The 17,098-nt window shown below is 62.6% G+C and carries 18 protein-coding genes; 10 read left to right on the forward strand and 8 right to left on the reverse strand.

Features of this window, described 5'->3' with window-relative positions:
- Positions 1 to 267 precede the first annotated feature (267 nt).
- Together ACIA48_RS01810 and ACIA48_RS01815 are read left to right on the forward strand one after the other, a co-directional pair.
- Complete coding sequence (locus tag ACIA48_RS01810) at positions 268 to 708, forward strand: hypothetical protein (protein ID WP_396727067.1); 441 nt, start codon at positions 268 to 270, stop codon at positions 706 to 708.
- 100 nt (positions 709 to 808) lie between these two features.
- The gene (locus ACIA48_RS01815) at positions 809 to 952 is read left to right on the forward strand and encodes a hypothetical protein (RefSeq protein ID WP_396727069.1); all 144 of its coding nucleotides are present in this window, start codon (positions 809 to 811) and stop codon (positions 950 to 952) included.
- 454 nt (positions 953 to 1,406) lie between these two features.
- Here the strand turns inward: ACIA48_RS01815 and ACIA48_RS01820 are convergent, their stop codons facing one another.
- Positions 1,407 to 1,544, reverse strand: a complete 138-nt coding sequence (locus ACIA48_RS01820) for a hypothetical protein (RefSeq protein WP_396727071.1) — start codon at positions 1,542 to 1,544, stop codon at positions 1,407 to 1,409.
- Positions 1,545 to 2,051: 507 nt separating this feature from the next.
- Here ACIA48_RS01820 and ACIA48_RS01825 point away from each other — a divergent pair.
- The gene (locus tag ACIA48_RS01825; RefSeq protein WP_059092404.1) at positions 2,052 to 2,804 is read left to right on the forward strand and encodes a L,D-transpeptidase family protein; all 753 of its coding nucleotides are present in this window, start codon (positions 2,052 to 2,054) and stop codon (positions 2,802 to 2,804) included.
- Between the two features lie 69 nt (positions 2,805 to 2,873).
- Here ACIA48_RS01825 and ACIA48_RS01830 read toward each other — a convergent pair whose 3' ends face one another.
- Positions 2,874 to 3,446 (reverse strand): copper resistance CopC family protein, encoded by a 573-nt coding sequence (locus ACIA48_RS01830; RefSeq protein WP_082698875.1) that lies wholly within the window; start codon positions 3,444 to 3,446, stop codon positions 2,874 to 2,876.
- Positions 3,447 to 3,707: 261 nt separating this feature from the next.
- Between ACIA48_RS01830 and ACIA48_RS01835 the strand changes: the two genes are divergently transcribed.
- From ACIA48_RS01835 to ACIA48_RS01845, 3 genes are read left to right on the forward strand one after another with little or no spacing between them, the layout of a single operon-like run.
- Positions 3,708 to 3,902 (forward strand): hypothetical protein, encoded by a 195-nt coding sequence (locus ACIA48_RS01835; RefSeq protein WP_059088552.1) that lies wholly within the window; start codon positions 3,708 to 3,710, stop codon positions 3,900 to 3,902.
- 26 nt (positions 3,903 to 3,928) lie between these two features.
- Entirely contained in the window at positions 3,929 to 4,351 is a 423-nt protein-coding gene (locus ACIA48_RS01840) for a hypothetical protein (protein WP_083406479.1), read from the forward strand.
- On the forward strand, positions 4,348 to 5,718 hold the full coding sequence (locus ACIA48_RS01845; RefSeq protein ID WP_396727074.1) for a hypothetical protein: 1,371 nt from the start codon (positions 4,348 to 4,350) through the stop codon (positions 5,716 to 5,718). The genes ACIA48_RS01840 and ACIA48_RS01845 overlap by 4 nt, the downstream gene beginning before the upstream one ends.
- Before the next feature lie 357 nt (positions 5,719 to 6,075).
- Here the strand turns inward: ACIA48_RS01845 and ACIA48_RS01850 are convergent, their stop codons facing one another.
- Positions 6,076 to 6,669 (reverse strand): heme-copper oxidase subunit III, encoded by a 594-nt coding sequence (locus ACIA48_RS01850; protein WP_396727076.1) that lies wholly within the window; start codon positions 6,667 to 6,669, stop codon positions 6,076 to 6,078.
- 290 nt (positions 6,670 to 6,959) lie between these two features.
- Here ACIA48_RS01850 and ripC point away from each other — a divergent pair, with 290 nt between their 5' ends.
- Positions 6,960 to 8,054: a peptidoglycan hydrolase RipC gene (gene ripC / locus ACIA48_RS01855; RefSeq protein ID WP_396727078.1), complete on the forward strand. Its 1,095-nt coding sequence runs from the start codon at positions 6,960 to 6,962 to the stop codon at positions 8,052 to 8,054.
- Here ripC and ACIA48_RS01860 read toward each other — a convergent pair.
- Entirely contained in the window at positions 8,051 to 9,283 is a 1,233-nt protein-coding gene (locus ACIA48_RS01860) for an Ig-like domain-containing protein (RefSeq protein WP_083406475.1), read from the reverse strand. The two genes, ripC and ACIA48_RS01860, sit on opposite strands and share 4 nt — an antisense overlap.
- 192 nt (positions 9,284 to 9,475) lie before the next feature.
- Between ACIA48_RS01860 and ACIA48_RS01865 the strand changes: the two genes are divergently transcribed.
- Both ACIA48_RS01865 and ACIA48_RS01870 read left to right on the forward strand, forming a co-directional pair.
- Complete coding sequence (locus ACIA48_RS01865) at positions 9,476 to 10,204, forward strand: TlpA family protein disulfide reductase (RefSeq protein ID WP_396727079.1); 729 nt, start codon at positions 9,476 to 9,478, stop codon at positions 10,202 to 10,204.
- Positions 10,205 to 10,289: 85 nt separating this feature from the next.
- Entirely contained in the window at positions 10,290 to 11,222 is a 933-nt protein-coding gene (locus ACIA48_RS01870; RefSeq protein ID WP_396728444.1) for a cytochrome c oxidase assembly protein, read from the forward strand.
- 61 nt (positions 11,223 to 11,283) lie between these two features.
- Here the strand turns inward: ACIA48_RS01870 and ACIA48_RS01875 are convergent, their stop codons facing one another.
- The 4 genes from ACIA48_RS01875 to ACIA48_RS01890 all read right to left on the reverse strand — a co-directional run bounded on the left by ACIA48_RS01875 (position 11,284) and on the right by ACIA48_RS01890 (position 14,404).
- Positions 11,284 to 11,988 carry a DUF305 domain-containing protein gene (locus ACIA48_RS01875; RefSeq protein ID WP_396727081.1) on the reverse strand — a complete coding sequence of 235 codons (705 nt, stop codon included), beginning with the start codon at positions 11,986 to 11,988 and terminating at the stop codon, positions 11,284 to 11,286.
- A 394-nt stretch (positions 11,989 to 12,382) separates the two neighbouring features.
- Positions 12,383 to 13,327 carry a M56 family metallopeptidase gene (locus tag ACIA48_RS01880; RefSeq protein WP_396727083.1) on the reverse strand — a complete coding sequence of 315 codons (945 nt, stop codon included), beginning with the start codon at positions 13,325 to 13,327 and terminating at the stop codon, positions 12,383 to 12,385.
- A complete protein-coding gene (locus ACIA48_RS01885; RefSeq protein ID WP_066811077.1) occupies positions 13,324 to 13,710 on the reverse strand; it encodes a BlaI/MecI/CopY family transcriptional regulator in 387 nt (128 codons plus the stop codon). The genes ACIA48_RS01880 and ACIA48_RS01885 overlap by 4 nt, the downstream gene beginning before the upstream one ends.
- Positions 13,711 to 13,810: 100 nt before the next feature.
- A complete protein-coding gene (locus ACIA48_RS01890; RefSeq protein WP_396727085.1) occupies positions 13,811 to 14,404 on the reverse strand; it encodes a M23 family metallopeptidase in 594 nt (197 codons plus the stop codon).
- Positions 14,405 to 15,267: 863 nt separating this feature from the next.
- Between ACIA48_RS01890 and ctaD the strand changes: the two genes are divergently transcribed.
- On the forward strand, positions 15,268 to 17,013 hold the full coding sequence (ctaD, locus tag ACIA48_RS01895) for a cytochrome c oxidase subunit I (protein ID WP_396727087.1): 1,746 nt from the start codon (positions 15,268 to 15,270) through the stop codon (positions 17,011 to 17,013).
- The last annotated feature ends 85 nt before the right edge of the window (positions 17,014 to 17,098 follow it).

A 17,098-nucleotide genomic window follows, 5' to 3' on the forward strand; every position in this document is an offset into this window, starting at 1 on the left:
TTGGACGCCACAGAACCGGCTCAGATGAAGCCCTACTAGTAGTACACTAAACTTGTGAGTATGGCGGCCAGACCAGGGCAAAGATGCGCCGCAGCGGCTCCGAGATGGCTAAGCGGGCCACCTGCTTATCCTTGCGGTTGCCCGACGAACGACAACCTTCGGGCATCACGGCCGACAACTCGGGCCATCCCCGGGAGCAAGCCCGGAACCCTGATTGCGCGGGCCGCACCTCGTCCACACGGTGCGCTAGCGGTTGGCGCCAAGTAGATGCGCCGGACCAAGCGCGTGACTGATAGCGCGATCAAGGACATGATCGCCCGAAACACCAGGGCCTCTGCGCGGCTCGAAGGACGGGAATTGCCCGATGGCCACACGCGCTCACAGGCCGTTCAGGATTACCTCGACGGGCTGGCATCAAGGAGTAAACGCGATGCAGCGCAGAATATTTCGTACACTGACTCGGATAGCGCAAGTGTCGGTCACTGGAATTACCGCGTAGTGCAGTCAGCCGACGGATCCGAGTACTTCATCGCGGAGGTGTATTACGCCGGCGACAAGCTGGGGTGGGTCGACGGCTCCCGCGACCTTCTTCGCTGGGAGCGGTACCAGGACCTCATTGACACCGTGCAACTGATTAGACACGCGTTCGACCAGCCTTTGCTGCGTGTGACGGAGGACGACCGTCTAGTTGAGGCCACATCTACATGATGGAACGAGCGGTTATCGGCGCTCGATCCGGCGATCCCGGAGTCACACTAGAGCGACTGGATCTTCGAGCAAAAACAGGAGCGTGGGCAGGTGAGGGACGATGAGGTGGACCCTGCGCTGGCGATCATCGACTGAGGTGGCCGACCTTTTCCACGGACCCGAGGATCCTGAGTGGGCGGCGGACCGAGACCGAATCGCGGACGAGCTGCAGGATCCGTGGCAGCGGGCGGTTCAAGCGGATTAACGTCGTCCTGGTGAGTCCCGTCGCTGCGGAGTGATCAGTCGCGGTGGTCGCGCATTCGGTGGACGTTGCGTGATGTCGCTGCAGCAGTGAGCAGTGTTCGTAGTTCGGGATTGGACCAGTACTCGTACTGGGCGTCAGTAACAGGCTGAGCAGGCTGAAGGATAATGCTGCCATCCGCGTTGTGGCGCAACAGGAACCGGCTATTCGGGCGGCCTGGCAGAGTGATGCGTCCGCGGTCATCTGTCTCAACGAACTCGGAGTCGGGCACTTCACGATCGTAGTCGCCGCGCCAGCGGACCGATGACAATCTTGACCCGACGGGATCGGCGCTTACCGGGGGGAGGATGACCCCAACACCCTGGAGGCGGTGGAGTTTGCCGCCTTGCAAGAGGAGTGAACGGATGGCGCACGACGAGCGATGCGCCGCGATGCCAGCGAAGCAATGACAGAAATTTCACGGCCGCGCGGATTCGTTGTAGCGACGGACCCAGACCAGGTCGCAGCCGGACTGCAAGATCAATGGACAGACGGCCAGCTCAGGCGGATCAACGTCGGCCGAGCCGGTCCCGCCGTTATTGAAAACGTCAGTCACGATTATGGCGTGCTCGGCGAACGCTATGTCCGGAAGCTGCGGCGGCGAACAGCGCCTGTAGTGGCACCCGTCCCGGCCTTTCTCACGTCCTGCGCAGGTTGAAGGTGGAAGCCGCCGTCCTAGTTGCGCCGCGACAGGAAACACCGACTGGGACGACCCCGAAGTGTAAAGCGACCGCGACCCTCCGGCTGAACGAACTCGGGAGTGTTCGCGGCGCAACGTCGGATGACCGAACTGCTTGAGATCTGAAGACGGAGATCTGGCCGCCGCTGACGACTGGAGGGCACCGCCGATCTGATTCAGCAAGAGTTCGGCAGACCCGTTCTCGGGGTCACACCGTACGGCCGCCGTATCGAGGTGGCGCCTGACAGGAGCGCAGGCTGCAAACGGCCAGCCGGTGGAGCGGAGTGAGTCGATATGAATCCCGTTCGGATGTCGTTACAACGTTAACGGCCCTACGTAGCAGAATAGTAGTTGCAGAACACCGAAGCGGCGGAGGGAGAACCTATGGTCGGTCAGATTCGCGCTGTGCTCGTCGCGGTGGGCGTGGCGTACTTCGTATTCACCGGCGCAGGGGTTGCCGACGCCGGGACGGCGACACCAAGCAGCATGGCGTTGGCGACGGTTGTCTCACCTGAACCTGGCCAGGTGGTCGGCATCGCCGCGCCGGTGACTATCCGTTTCAGCAGCGTCGTCGCCGACCGTGAGGCGGCCGAGCGCGGCATCACCATCGACACGCCCGTTGAGGTGCCAGGACGGTTCACGTGGACGAGCGACCGCGTCGTGCAGTGGGCGCCGAAAGGCTTCTGGCCGGCCCATACTCCGGTGTCGGTGCGCACGGACGGGATGTCGACCAGCTTCGATGTCGGGGCAGCGGTCGTGTCCGTTGCTGACATTTCCGCACATACGTTCACTGTGAGCATCGACGGTCAGACGGTGCGTGAGATGCCGGCGTCGTTGGGCAAGCCGGGCTTTGACACTCCGCAGGGCAGTTTCAAGGTGCTGGAGAAGCAGCGCCGGGTGAAGTTCGATTCACGCACTATCGGCATTCCGTTGGATTCGCCGGAGGGTTACCTGATCGACGGCGAATACGCGGTGCGTGTCACGTGGGGAGGGGTCTATGTGCATTCAGCGCCGTGGTCGGTTGGCTCGCAAGGCAGTGCCAATGTCAGCCACGGATGCATCAATCTCAGTCCCGATAATGCGGCGTGGTACTTCGACACGGTGACCATCGGTGACCCGGTCATTGTTCAGGCGTAGGGGCCTGCGCTCGCTAGCGCACAGGTTGTGGTACCGGTAACGATTCACGAGCCGGTCGTTCGGTAACGCTCAGGATGGGTCGGGCGAATCCGCGGATAGCCTGGTTGCGTCATTTGCTGCGGACTTCCGTCGATTCCTCCGCGATTGCCAGAAAGCGATCACGCCGCCCAGGGCCAGACCCGCGGCACCTGCGGTTATTACCGTCGTCTTGGTGTCCGATGTGGCAGGAGCTGCCGTTGACGGCGGCGGAGCTGCGGTGCTAGGCGCGGCAGCTGCCGATGTAGAAATGGGCCGGGGTTCGTCGGATACGTCGGCGAGGGTGAACTTGTAGGAGCCGGTGACAGGATGTCCGTCTGCTGAGACCACCCGATAGCCGACGGTGTAGACGCCGTTACCGGGCCGGCCTGGTTCGACGGCCGCCGTCAGGCGCTGTCCCTCCACCTGTGGGGAGCCGGATATCCAATTGCGACCGTCAGCGCTGCTGACGACGACACTCGCGAACTGTGGGCTGATGTCCTCGTTGAAGGTCAACATGATGGCAGCCGGCGCGGCAGTGACGGTGGCGTCCGGCGCGGGATCGGAGCTCGAGAGCGCTGTGTGAGCCGCAGCGATTCCGCTTCCACACGTCAAGGCAACCAACATCCCCAAGCTGGGAACGATAGTGCGCAAGGTTGGATTCACGGTCCTCTTCTCGGTTCACGCTATTGCTGACACCCCGCGGCGCTCAGCGCATCCGAGTGTATGTTTCGGGCAGTTACGTATGGGGATGATACGTACGTAGGTAGTCGGTATGCGCAACCAGCTGCCGTGATGCAGTCGTGGATCGATGGAGGCCGAGCTGATGTTGAAACTTCGACTCATTCGCTGTCGCGGAGCACGGGATGCCTGTCAGGCTGCAGCCCGATGCGCGATCTAGCGGCAACCGATGTCTTGTACGTCGCCACCGATGTCGGGCTGTGGATGTCGCTGCCTGCTTTTGGTCCGGCGTTCGTGGTCGTAGCTGTCGTCTTCTACGTGGTTCGGCGGGACAGGCGTAAAAGCGCCGCCGCTGCCGACGGCACCGGAGAGACAGACAAGGAAAGGCACGATGCTGAGTGAGCGTTAGGGCGCCCCGTTTAGTCGTCATGTCTGTGGCGGTACTCGCCGCAGCACTGGTCGGCTGTGGATCCTCTAACGCCCCCTCCGAGACGGCCGCGCCCGAAGCGTCCTCCGGTGCTGCTCCCGGTTTACCCGCCGCGCCGGCACCTGCGCCGACCACGTCGTCCGCGCCGGCCGTTGACGGCACGGTCGTCGACATCAACATCGCGGGCGGAAAAGTCACGCCGACGAACGGCCAAGCGCAGGGCACAGTCGGCAAGCCGATTGTTCTGAAGGTCGACAGCGATGTCTCGGACTCACTGCATGTCCATTCAGTGCCTGAGCATACTTTTCAGGTCGAGCCTCGGCCGGACCAGCAGTTCGAGTTCACGGTTGACGTGCCGGGCCAGGTCGACATCGAGTTGCATGATCTCAATCGCACGGTCGCGACGATCCAAGTTCGGCCGTGACACCTGCGCGGACCGTGGATGTGCTGGCGCACGGCGTAGGCGGTTCCACTGACCTTCCGGTGCCGCTGTCGTTCGCGTTGATAGGCGCTGCGTGGGCGTTGACCGCGACTTTCGCTGTGGTCGCATTGGCTTGGAAGACACCACGTTTCGACCCGAACAAACCGGGACGCGACCTACCGACGTGGATTACCCGCGCCGTGGACTCCGTGGGACTGCGATGGATGGTATCGCTGGCAGCGTTGCTCTTCGCGGTATGGGTGGTCGTCGCGGCGGTCTTCGGACCGGACGGTGGTGAGAACGCCCTACCGGGGGTGTTCTACGTTCTGCTCTGGGTCGGGCTGGTGGCGGTGTCGGTGGTCATCGGCCCGGTGTGGAGAGTCATCTCGCCGATGCGGACGGTATATCGGTTGCTTGGCATGATGCGTCGTGAGTCATCCGACCGGCCCACGTCGCGTGAGTATCCAAAGTCGTGGGGGTTCTGGCCGGCGGCGTTCGGTCTCTTTGCTTTCGTTTGGCTCGAATTGGCCAGCCCGGACCCCGGCTCGCTGACGGCGATCAAAGCATGGCTGCTCACGTACACGGTTCTAATGTTGCTGGGCGCTGGACTCTTCGGTTCGCGCTGGTTCGCCCGGGCCGACCCGTTCGAGGTCTACAGCATGGCCGTGTCGCGGCTCGCTCCATTTCGGCGCAGCCCCGTGACCGCCCGGATCACGGTGATCAACCCAATGGACCACCTGACGACCTTGCCAGTTCGTCCGGGCAGCGTAGCCGTCCTGGCGGTGTTGCTCGGCTCTACGGCCTTCGACAGCTTCTCGCAATCACCCGCGTTCCGTAATTTCGTCGATCGGTATGCGGCCTCGTTCCCAATGTTCGCCGAAGACTGGGCCGCCTCTCTACTTCGGACCGTCGGCTTGGTGGTGTTCGTGTCCGTTGTCGGCGTGACCTTCTGGGCTGCGGCGAGGGCAACCGGCGGGGTGGACCCGGACCGCCGCCGGCAACTACCCGGCGAACTGGCTCATTCGTTAATACCGATCGTCGTCGGTTACATCTTCGCCCACTACCTCTCATATCTGGTTGAGCGCGGCCAAGAGACCATCGTGCGGCTGGCCGATCCACTGGGCCGCGGGTGGCACCTGCTCGGGCTGGATTCGACCGACGTGGTGTATGTGCTGTCCCAGCACCCTTCGGTGCTGTGGACGATCAAGGTGTCCTGTGTGGTGATGGGCCACATCGTGGCTGTGGTCGCGGCCCACGATCGAGCGCTGCGGCTACTTCCGCAGCGGAATCAGATCAGTGGGCAGCTTGCAATGATGCTCACGATGGTCGGATATACGTTCACCGGCTTGTATCTGTTGTTCGGGGGTTAACGACGATCGACCGGGACGCTGATGCACTTCGAGTGAGGTGGTGGCGTTCAGTCTTGCCAGCTCGTAACAGGATGACAGCGATCGCCATCAGGCCCAAGAGCGCACCCCCCAAAATATAAAGGGCTGGGCTTGCACCTTCGGGTTGTTGTCCGCTGTGGGTGTCGTCGTAGGAATGCTTGGTTGGAGTGGGTATGGCAGGGGTTTGCGAGGTTGTCGCCGACGCAGACTGCACCGACGGTTCTGCACCGACAGATGGCATAGCATTCGACACCAGACTGACGAGTAGGGCTGCCAAAGTAACCGTGATGGCCTGACGAATGCGGCGACGGACTTGGGGCGGGCGCGGCGTTGGGGTCGTCACCGTACGAAGTAGATCGTGGCGAACAGTGCGATCCAGACGATGTCCACGAAATGCCAGTAGTACGAGACGACGATGGCGGCCGTCGCCTGCGCCGGGGTGAACTTGCTCATTCGCGTGCGCATGAGCAGGAAGACGAAGGCGACCAGACCGCCTATGACGTGCAATCCATGAAACCCAGTCGTCAGGTAGAAGACGGAGCCATAGGCGCTGCTCGACAGGGTCGTTCCCTCATGCACCAGGTTGATGTACTCGTAGCCCTGGCCTAAAGCGAAGAAAAATCCCATCACAAAAGTGACGAGGTACCACCGGCGCAGTCCGAAGACGTCACCGCGTTCGGCGGCAAAGACACCCATTTGACACGTGAACGACGACGCGATGAGTACCAATGTCACCGGCACCGCGAGCGCGAGGTTCAACTCTGTAGGCGGCGGCGGCCATTCGTCAGCCTGGGAGCGAGCGGTGAAGTACATCGCAAATAAGCCGGCAAAAAACATCAGCTCGCTGGATAACCAAACGATGGTCCCGACGGAGACCATGTTGGGCCGATTTAGAGAATGAACCCGGGCCGTGATGGCGGTTCCACTTGTCATGCCGTCCCTCAATGCAAATCCGCAGGCGATCTACTAAGTCACTGCATACTATGGCACATAGTAGATAGACGTCCGGCCACCTGGACGCCGGCATTCGCGAGATGCGAAAGACGCTCTGCAACTGGACCTTCCACCCGAATCGCCGAGTTGTGGACGCGCAAGCAGCGGTGTGGACGACGTCTGCCGCTCTTCTATGCAGTTGAAATCCGACGCATTCGCTCGTAACCTTTTCGTGATCTACGTAGTTAGACCATAGATGCCCCTGCGGTGTGAGGATCTGTGTTTTGAAGATGGACTGCCCTGCCGCGATATGCCGATCGGCGGGCGCTCTCGTCGTGGCGATCGTGCTTGCATTGACGCTCGGCAACTCGACGGGCACCGGCCGGGCCGACCCCGCGGCCGATGCGTTGGCCCGCATGAGGGAGCTGTCTCGGGAGGCCGAGCGAACCTCGGAAGCCATCTACTCGGCCGAGCTCGACCTTGAGGCGAAACTGGCAGCACAGCGCCAAGCCGAGGATCGCCAACGCGCCGAGTCTGAGGCCTTGACCGCGGCGCGAGCAGATCTGCGCATGTATCAGAAAATCGTGGACCGGGTGGCGGCCGCGTCCTACATGGGAGATGCGACCAGCGGCATCAGCGCCGTCCTGGCCGCAGAGTCTCCGCAAAGCTTGCTCGACGAACTCTCCTTCGACCGCCTGATGGCCACCCAGATGTCGGACCGCATCGCGGCCTATCGCGCCGCATCAACCCGTGCCGAGAGTGCCGCCCGCGCGGCCGAATCTTCGACGCTCGATGCCAGGACGGCAGCAGAACAGGCGTCAGCGGTCCGTGCAGGCCTTCAGGCCGAGCAGAGTCGGCTGCGCACCCAGATCGCAGACGTCGAGGCGCAGTACCGAGCATTGACTCCGGATCAGCGTGCCGCGCTGGCGGACCCTGGACCGGTGCCGCCTCAGCCGCCGCCTCCGCCAGCGGGGGACCCCGCCATCGTGGCGATGCCTGAGATGGGACTGCCGCCGGTCGCGCCGGGGCCCACCGGCTCGCCGGAAGGTGCGGCGGTCGTGCAGGCCGCGTTGACCCGCGTCGGATCTCCGTACTCTTGGGGCGCGACCGGACCGAACGCATTCGACTGCTCAGGACTCATCAAGTGGGCATTCCTCCAGAACGGCAAATCGCTGCCGCGGTCGAGTCAAGCCCTGGCCGCCGGTGGGCAGCCCGTCGCCACGTCCGACGTCCAGCCCGGTGACATCGTCACCTTCTATTCAGACGCCTCGCATGCGGGAATCTACATCGGAAACGGGAACATGGTGCACGCCTCGACGTACGGCACCCCCGTCAAGGTGGCGCCGATCTCGTCGGCTCCGATTTACAACGTTCGACGATATTAGCCAGTTACCGTGGCGTTTCCCGCTTTCCACTGGTCCCACGGGATGTTCCAGTCGCCGAGTCCGTCAGTACCAGAAAGGGTGGGCCCCACCGTGTTCACGACCTCGACGATGTCGCCGCGTTTGGTGTTGTCGTAGAACCACTTCGCGTTCTCGGTGCTGGCGTTGAGGCAGCCGTGGCTGACGTTGGCGCGGCCTTGGCTGCCGACCGACCACGGAGCGGCGTGGACGTAGATTCCGCTATAGGACATTTGAGTCGCCCAGTTGACCTCGGTGCGGTAGCCGTCGGGCGAGTTCACCGGCACGCCGTAGGTCGAGGAATCCATCACCAGGAACGAGTACCGATCCCCGATGACGTAGCTGCCGTTATCGGTGGGCGTCTTGTCCTTGCCCATGGAGATCGGCATCGTCTTGACGACGGTGCCGTTGACGCGCACGCTCATCGTTTTGGTGGCGTCGTCGGCGGTCGCGATCACCTCGTCACCGATCGTGAAGCGAGTGGCGACATCGTCCTGCCCAAACAGTCCTTGACCCAGGTCGACCCCGTAGGCCTTAACTTGGACGTCGACCGACGTTCCCGGCTTCCAATATTGCGCTGGCCGCCAACGAACCTCGCGATCGTTCAACCAGTAGAACGCACCCTCGACCGGAGGGTTCGTAGTGACGGTGATCGCTCGCTGCGCGGCCAGTCGGTCCGGGATGGGTTCATCGAACCGCACGGCGATGGGCTGACCGACCCCCACGACCTCGCCGTCGTTGGGCAGCACATACGGCATCGTGAGGTTCTGCGGCGAGTGAGTCTCGAAGGTGGCGCTGGTGCGCGCCACCCCTCCCAGCCCCTGCGCCTCCGCGTTCAGCGTGTACTGCCGGTTGTAGCCCAGTGGTTCGGCTGAACTCCACATGACACCGTCGGGACTCAATTCCCCGGCGACGACGCGGCCCTGCTCGTTCACCAACGTCACTGCCCCCAGCACGCCGGCGTCGGCAGTAACGGTCACTGGTGACTCAACCGGGACGCCGATGGCGCCGTCAGTGACGGACGCTTGCACCTTGGGTACGAGCAGATCGCCGAAGGGTGTGCCCTTGTCAACAATGGCTTGGGGCTGCTGCGGCGGCGTCGAACCGCTGCAGGCGCCAACCCCCAGGACAACGCCGGCGATTGCCAGTAGTGCCATTGTCGTCCACCACAGACCCCTGCGCCGATGGATGGCCGCGGAGCCGATCCGCCTCATTTGTGTTTATCCCGTCATTCGCCATGAACTGGTGTCGTTACCATCGTACGTAGTCTGTACGTAGAACGTGTTCTGGGAGCGGACCTCGAAGCGTCGAGTGCCTTGAGGTAGTTCTGGCGATGACGCACGTCAAGCGTGGCAATCTCCCGGGTCGGATCGCGCGACCCGATTCACGGGAGGGTTGGAAGAAAGATGAAACGTGAGATAGGTCATCCGCAGGTTTCTGCATTACCTCCGCCGAGGATCGACACGGACGATGAACGTGTGCGGGGCCGAGGACGAATAGCATCCGTTTCTTCGGCGATACGACGACACATTATTGCGGGTGTCAGCGCAGTGCTGCTCGGCGCCGCAGTGTCCGGGTGTTCGAGCGGCGACGATGCCGTCGCGCAGGGGGGCACGTTTGAGTTCGTCTCGCCCGGTGGGCAAGTCGATATCCTCTATGACCCACCGCAGACGCGAGGTCGCCCCGGACCGATACGCGGGCCTGACCTGATGGATCCGAGCCGCATGATTGCGCTCGAGGACTTCGCCGGCCAGGTGGTAGTGATCAACGTGTGGGGTCAGTGGTGTGGCCCGTGCCGTACCGAGATGCCTGAACTGCAGAGGGTGTACATCGCGACCCGGACCGCGGGCGTGGCCTTCCTGGGCATCGACGTTCGCGACAACAATCGCCAAGCCGCGGTCGATTTCATCGTTGACCGTAAGGTCACCTTTCCGTCGATCTATGACCCGCCGATGCGCACGATGATCGCCCTGGGGGCCAGGTATCCCACCACGGTGATTCCATCCACGATCGTGTTGGACCGAGCCCATCGCGTCGCCGCGGTGTTTCTGCGGGCGCTGCTTGCCGAGGATCTCGAACCGGTGGTTCGACGCCTCGCAGTCGAGCCCACCACCGACACCGGGCCACCACAGTGAACGGCGACCGCGCGCCACTTCGTTGGCGCGACGAACAGTGATTGGTCAAGTGGCACTTCCTGCGTCGCCACCGTCGGTATCGGCGATGCTTGGCTGGCTGCCGCCGCCGGTTCCGCTTCTTCCCATGGTGGCGGTCGGCTTGGCGGTGTGGTATCTGTTGGCCGTTCGAATCGTCAGGTCGCACGGCCGGCAATGGACGTGGATGCGAACTGCGAGTTTCCTGGCTGGGTGCATCGCCTTGGCGGCGGTGACGGGTCTGGCCATCGACAGCTATGGCTATCGGTTGTTCAGTGCCTTCATGTTTCAGCACCTGACGCTATCGATACTCGTCCCGCCGCTGCTGGTGTTGGGCGCACCTGGCCGGCTGTTGCTCAGGTCGACACCACACCGTGGCGTTGGACGCTACGTCTTGATCGCTGCGTTGGGGGCATTACGTTGCCGCGCGAGCCGAATCGTCTTGCACCCCGGCTTCACCATTCCGGTGTTTCTTCTGAGCTACTACGGCCTTTATCTGTCCGACCTGTTCGACGCGGCGGCGGCCAGCGTCGCCGGCCACGTCGCACTGCAAGTGTTCTTCCTCGCCAGCGGGCTGCTGTTCATCCTGCCGATCTTGTCGACTGGTCCGCTGCCGGTCCGGCAGAGCAATCTAGGTCGCTTCTTCGATATCTTCGTCGAGATGCCGCTGCACGTCTTCATCGGCGTAATTCTGATGATGGCACCACGCGCGCTGACCGACACATTCGCGCAGCCGCCGGCGAATTGGAACGTCGACCCGGTCGCCGATCAGGCGGTCGCCGGCGCCTTGGCATGGTCATACGGCGAACCTGTTGCCCTATTGACCACCTTGATCTTCGCCATCCGCTGGCGTCGTGACGAGGAGTCGGAGTCGGCGAAGAGGGAAGCCGACGTCGAACGCGGCGACGCCGAACTGGCCGCATACAACGCATTTCTGCGCGGACTGCATCAACGGCCGCCGCGACCCACCGGGGCGGAAGGCGTTGCGAACGAGCACAACTGACGGGGGATGTCGACAACGCCTGGGAGTACATCCGGTCGTGGTGCACCTCGCTGCGCAGCGTTCAGCGTTGCAGCGCCTCCATGACAGAGGTCTCGGCCTGCTGACTTTCGACGAGCAATCGGGCAATGGCCATCGCTGCGGGGTGCGACCCTGATTGAAGTTGGTCACGCGCGGCAGACATCGTGAACTGGTGCTGCCTGATCATCAATTCGAGATACACCTCCGCCGCATGTGCTCCGGCCGCGTCGCGAAGGCGGCGGAAATCGACTTCGGTGGCGAGGGGGTGTTCGCCTGGCTGAACCGGAAGGTTTTGTGCGCCCGCCGGAGGAGCTGAGCTGGCGCTCATCGGGGCAAATCCCCAGGCCAGGAGAAGCGCCTGCAGCTCATCGGTGCGCCGGGAGCTGTCGGCCGTGATTCGGCTTGCGATGGCGACGATTTCGGGTACAAGACCGTCCTTGACCATAGCCAGGTTGCTCAACGCAATAGCTTGTGCGCTGTGGTCGATGATGTCGCGTGCGAATAAGACATCGAACCGGGTGTGTGCTTCTTCGGCGGTGACAACCGAGGTACTTGAAGAACGTTGCGACGAAACACCCTCTGTCTCAACACATCCCGCTACAATAATCGTGATCAGGATTCCGAATGCGACGGATAGCCGGCGGAATTTGCCACCTATACGCGGTGTCAGTTCGAGCGTACGCAGTGCATCAGGTGCTTCACGCAGATATGACGAAAGCGTTCGGGGGCCGCGTTGTCCGAAGGCCATCACCACACCTCGTATCGGGTGACCGATGAAGAGATGGTCACATACGTAGTGACATAGTAGATTGGTGCCGTGAAGAGCGCACTGGCCGTGTCCTGCGGTGGGCCGCGATGGAGCTGGAACCGACAGCGCCGAGCGCTACAGAGGGAACGGCTGACTCGCCGATGGATTGTGGCTGCCCTGTTGCTGGCCTTCGGGTTAGCGGTGGTGGCCTTGCTCATGGCCGAACCGACGTCCGCTGACCGCGCCATTGCGGCTGCGCTTTCGTACGTTTAGACGCGCAGACTGAAGCGTCCTCCGTGATGTTCACATCCTCGACCCCAAGGCTGCTGGGCAGCAGAGCATTCGAGGTGCGCTGCGCAGAATAGCGATGGACCGAGTCGAGTGCGCTAGCGGGTCACGCGAAGCAGATCAATACACCCGATAGTGATAACGCGACGATAGCCACCGGGGTAGCGGCCATCGCCGCGACCGCACCACTGAGCGTGAGGTGGGTTTGTACTCGTGCGAATCCATTGGGTGGATCCGATAACCGCTCGGCACGCGCGAGCACGGCGACACCGGCGGCAGCCAAACCGTGGGCCGGCGTGTGGGCGCCTGAAAGGGTCAACAGACCCGCCAGCAGCGGCTGACGACCGTGTCGCCGCGCGGCGGCGTCATCGGCACACATCTCCAGCAGAGAACTGATGTGCGTGGCTGCGGTTGTGAAGAGCCCGATCTTGGGCAGCGCGGTGGTCAGTCCGCGCATCGCGGCGACGACGTAGGCATGGCGCCCGTGGAGGTGAGCACGCTCATGGGCGATGACGGCCGCCAGTTGCGCTTCATCGAGTGCAGCGAGAGCAGCCGTGGTTACGACGATCGCCGGTGGACGGCCCGCCACGCAGTACGCCGCACGCTCGGATGCCTCGATGTACACGACGTCGCTGCCGTCTGAACTACCGACCAGGCGCACGGCGTCTGCGTGCGCGAAGGTGTGCCTGCGCATGCGACTCAAAGCGCGGCCGACTCGAACGCAAACTGCCAGCAGACTCCCGGCAGCGATGGCCACTGCGGCTGTTGCCACTATTCGGGCCGGCCCCCCCGCGTGCCCGACGAGAATTGCATGGAGACGCTCCAGACAGGACACGAGTAACGCGTCAGGGCTGTCCCAGTGCCCGGCGGCCTCGATGAGTAGCAGAGCGATAGCAGCAATCGAGCAGCCGAGCACGGTAACGACGGCCGTGAGCCAAGCTGATATCGCCAGGCGTGGAGCCCCGCCATCGGCTGTGATCCGGGCCAAAAGCTTCGGCCCGATCGATAGGACTGCCACGACGTAGAGCAGCAATGCCGCCGTGACGGTCATCGCCGACCAGACTTACGGGCAACGCGCCGCAGCGCAGCGCGCAAGTCCGCCGATTCCTCCGCGTCGATTTGCGCCACGAAATGACTGAGGACCGCCTCCGATCGGCCTCCGCCGCTCAGGGCCTCGAGCATCAGACGGGCGCTGTGCTCTTCTCGAGTCAGCGTCGGTCGGTATCGGTAGGCCTTACCGTCGCGTTTCCGCGACAGCCAGCCCTTGCCATGCAGATTGTCCATCGTCGACATCACCGTGGTGTATGCGATGTGACGTTCGATGCTCAACTCGTCGAATATCTCCCTAACCGTGGTGTCGGTCTCGGGATCGCGATTCCAGAGGCGATCCATGATCGCCGCCTCGAGCTCTCCGAAGCCACGCACCCGCGCCATGAACGAACCTCCTGAATTAGTCAGTAGGTAGCTTACGGTGTCCGCAGCATCTGACGCTGAATTGTGGTCTGGTAGACCTAGTCAGTTGCGGAATCACCTGCTACTGGCGGGGCACCCCGCGCTCCTGCAACCACGCCATCGGGTCAATCTTGTCTGATCCGTTGCGGTGGACCTCAAAATGCAGATGCGGACCTGTCGAATTGCCACGGTTGCCCATGGTGGCAATTTGATCACCAGCCAAGACACGGTCGCCTTCTTGAACCGTCGCAGTGTCGATATGACCGTAGAGCGTCACCGTGCCATCCGAGGCGCGGATCTTGACCCACATGCCGTAACCGGGTGTCGGCCCGGAAGCGACCACCTCGCCATCCGAGGCGGCATAGATCGGCGTGCCGACGGCGTTGGCGATGTCGAGTCCCGCGTGCAGGGAACCCCACCGTGTTCCGAATCCCGAAGTCAAAATGCCACGGGCCGGGAAGACGAACTGCGGGCGTCGCATTCGCGCCTCTCGCTGGGCACGCTCTTGGGCGAATGCCGCTCCGCGAACCAGTTCTTCTCGGTGGACTGCGGAGTCGAAACTGTTGGCTACTTGGACGATCTGCACTCCCGCCGCGTCCGGTACGGAATCGCCTTGCGCTGTTGTGGCGTCCGCGATCAAAGTCGGGTTGGCCGGAACTTCCGACGCTTCCACCATCGCATTGGCCCCAGCGGCTATGGCCCCAGCAGCAACACCCGCAACGACGAGCCGGCCGTGCACTGACCCAGCGCCCTCAGGCCGTTTCCGCTGTGTCGCGGGTATCCGACGGTGCGCACCGGCCGACGTTGCACGTTGGCCAGTTTGTTGAACGTATACACGTGCAGGGCCAGTGGAGGCGGGGCGAGGAGATCGCGACGTACGCGTAGGCGCAAGTAGAAGTAGTGGCCACTCGTCGGTCAGGTCGTTCAGATCGTCGAGCTCGGGTGCGGTCAGTACCTCGACGTCGGTGGCGAAAGGACCGCGATTGACCGTTAAATCGGCCGCCGGGCTGAACTCATTGACAGGGATGATCTCAGTGGCTTCAGCGTCCCACAGGTATCTGCGTGGCGCGTTGGGCCGCGCGGTCCGGCGGTGTGCCACCAATCGAGACGTTCCTTACCGTTACCGGTTCGTTATCAGTTGGCGAGACGCTAACCGAACGCTCGCGATTCGGCAAGCCTACGATTGCCGCTTTCCGTGCGCCCGTCTACTTCGGCTCCGCGTGTGTCAACCACGCGTGGCGCCGTGACCAGCTATCGCTTTGAGCAGCCTGCCGTATGAGATACACGTACGTACGTAGTAAATAAGTGTTTAGCAAACTAGATCTCGGCATAGCGTCGGTCGGTGTGCGGGAGGGCCGGAGCGGGTGCGAGTACTCGGCACCCGCCCCAGCGGGACACCCGTCGTGCCGGGTGATGAGGCCTACCGGTGGTCGGAGTGTTCAACTACACCGATTAGTACTAGATTGCTCAGTAGAACAATCTACTGATTTAGTCCGTAGATTGCACATCTTGTCGTCGAACTAGTAGCGGGAGAATTCGTTGGTCGCCGAAGCGCCGCCTGTCGGAGAACTCGAGGCACGCCGTCCCTTCCCGGCCCGCATGGGACCCAAAGGCACCTTGATCTACAAGCTGGTGACGACCACTGATCACAAGCTGATCGGCATGATGTACGTCGTCACGTGCTTCGTGTTCTTTTTCGCTGGCGGGTTGATGGCGTTATTCATCCGGACCGAGCTGGCGATACCGGGGCTGCAGTTCCTCAGCAACGAGCAGTACAACCAGCTGTTCACCATGCATGGCACGGTGATGTTGCTGTTCTACGCAACGCCGATCGTGTTCGGGTTCGCCAACCTGGTTTTGCCGCTGCAGATCGGTGCGCCCGACGTCGCCTTTCCGCGGCTCAATGCATTCTCGTTCTGGTTGTTCTTGTTCGGTGCGCTGATCGCGATGGGCGGCTTCATCACGCCGGGCGGCGCCGCTGATTTCGGTTGGACGGCCTACACGCCGTTGTCGAATGCCATCAGTAGCCCGGGCGCCGGCGCGGATTTGTGGATCATGGGCCTGATCGTCGGCGGGTTGGGCACCATCCTGGGCGCGGTCAACATGATCACCACGGTGGTGTGTATGCGCGCGCCTGGTATGACGATGTTCCGGATGCCGATCTTTACCTGGAACATCCTGGTGACGTCGATCCTCGTGCTGGTCGCGTTTCCGATCTTGACGGCCGCACTCTTCGCGTTGGCCGCCGACCGCCATCTGGGCGCTCACGTTTACGACCCGGCCAACGGCGGCGTGTTGTTGTGGCAGCACTTGTTTTGGTTCTTCGGCCACCCCGAGGTGTACATCATCGCGTTGCCGTTCTTCGGCATCGTGTCCGAAATCTTCCCTGTCTTCAGCCGAAAGCCAATCTTTGGCTATACCACGCTGATCTACGCGACGCTCTCGATCGCCGCGCTGTCGGTCGCGGTGTGGGCGCACCACATGTACGCAACGGGTGCCGTTCTCCTACCGTTCTTTTCGTTCATGACGTTCCTCATCGCGGTGCCCACCGGTATCAAGTTTTTCAACTGGATAGGCACGATGTGGAAGGGGCAGTTGACATTCGAAACACCGATGCTCTTCTCGGTCGGCTTCCTCGTCACCTTCCTGCTCGGTGGTCTGTCGGGTGTGCTGCTGGCCAGCCCCCCGCTCGACTTCCAAGTCACTGACAGCTACTTTGTCGTCGCGCACTTCCACTACGTGCTCTTCGGCACGATCGTGTTCGCGACCTACGCGGGCATCTACTTCTGGTTCCCGAAGATGACGGGCCGCCTGTTGGATGAGCGATTGGGAAAGCTGCACTTCTGGCTGACGTTCATCGGATTCCACACCACCTTCCTGGTGCAGCACTGGCTCGGGAACGAAGGCATGCCGCGCCGCTACGCCGACTACCTACCCACCGACGGCTTCACCACCCTGAATGTCATCTCCACGATCGGTGCGTTCATCCTGGGAGTCTCGACGCTTCCGTTCGTGTGGAACGTGTTCAAGAGCTGGCGCTACGGCGAGCCGGTCACTGTCGACGACCCGTGGGGCTACGGCAACTCACTGGAATGGGCCACAAGTTGTCCGCCGCCGCGGCACAACTTCACCGAGCTGCCGCGTATCCGTTCGGAACGACCGGCTTTCGAGCTGCACTATCCGCATATGGTCGACCGGATGCGCGCCGAGGCGCACGTCGGGCGCGCCCATGGGCCAGACGACGGGGACGTGACGCGGCTTGACGATGAACATGTCCGTACCTGATTAAGCGCGGTCGGGCCGGGGCGGGGCGTCGGGCGACGCACTGAACCCGCACCGAACGATTAAACGTAGGTATTGACTCGGTACA

The organism is Mycobacterium sp. NPDC051804, assembly GCF_044452905.1.
Lineage (GTDB): Bacteria > Actinomycetota > Actinomycetes > Mycobacteriales > Mycobacteriaceae > Mycobacterium.

Coding starts and splice junctions, on each gene's coding strand:
- ACIA48_RS01810 (WP_396727067.1), top strand. CDS start 268: ATGCGCCGGACCAAGCGCGTGACTGATAGCGCGATCAAGGACATGATC.
- ACIA48_RS01815 (WP_396727069.1), top strand. CDS start 809: ATGAGGTGGACCCTGCGCTGGCGATCATCGACTGAGGTGGCCGACCTT.
- ACIA48_RS01825 (WP_059092404.1), top strand. CDS start 2,052: ATGGTCGGTCAGATTCGCGCTGTGCTCGTCGCGGTGGGCGTGGCGTAC.
- ACIA48_RS01830 (WP_082698875.1), bottom strand. CDS start 3,446: ATGTTGGTTGCCTTGACGTGTGGAAGCGGAATCGCTGCGGCTCACACA.
- ACIA48_RS01835 (WP_059088552.1), top strand. CDS start 3,708: ATGCGCGATCTAGCGGCAACCGATGTCTTGTACGTCGCCACCGATGTC.
- ACIA48_RS01840 (WP_083406479.1), top strand. CDS start 3,929: ATGTCTGTGGCGGTACTCGCCGCAGCACTGGTCGGCTGTGGATCCTCT.
- ACIA48_RS01850 (WP_396727076.1), bottom strand. CDS start 6,669: ATGACAAGTGGAACCGCCATCACGGCCCGGGTTCATTCTCTAAATCGG.
- ripC (WP_396727078.1), top strand. CDS start 6,960: ATGGACTGCCCTGCCGCGATATGCCGATCGGCGGGCGCTCTCGTCGTG.
- ACIA48_RS01860 (WP_083406475.1), bottom strand. CDS start 9,283: ATGAGGCGGATCGGCTCCGCGGCCATCCATCGGCGCAGGGGTCTGTGG.
- ACIA48_RS01865 (WP_396727079.1), top strand. CDS start 9,476: ATGAAACGTGAGATAGGTCATCCGCAGGTTTCTGCATTACCTCCGCCG.
- ACIA48_RS01870 (WP_396728444.1), top strand. CDS start 10,290: ATGCTTGGCTGGCTGCCGCCGCCGGTTCCGCTTCTTCCCATGGTGGCG.
- ACIA48_RS01875 (WP_396727081.1), bottom strand. CDS start 11,988: ATGGCCTTCGGACAACGCGGCCCCCGAACGCTTTCGTCATATCTGCGT.
- ACIA48_RS01880 (WP_396727083.1), bottom strand. CDS start 13,327: ATGACCGTCACGGCGGCATTGCTGCTCTACGTCGTGGCAGTCCTATCG.
- ACIA48_RS01885 (WP_066811077.1), bottom strand. CDS start 13,710: ATGGCGCGGGTGCGTGGCTTCGGAGAGCTCGAGGCGGCGATCATGGAT.
- ACIA48_RS01890 (WP_396727085.1), bottom strand. CDS start 14,404: ATGGTGGAAGCGTCGGAAGTTCCGGCCAACCCGACTTTGATCGCGGAC.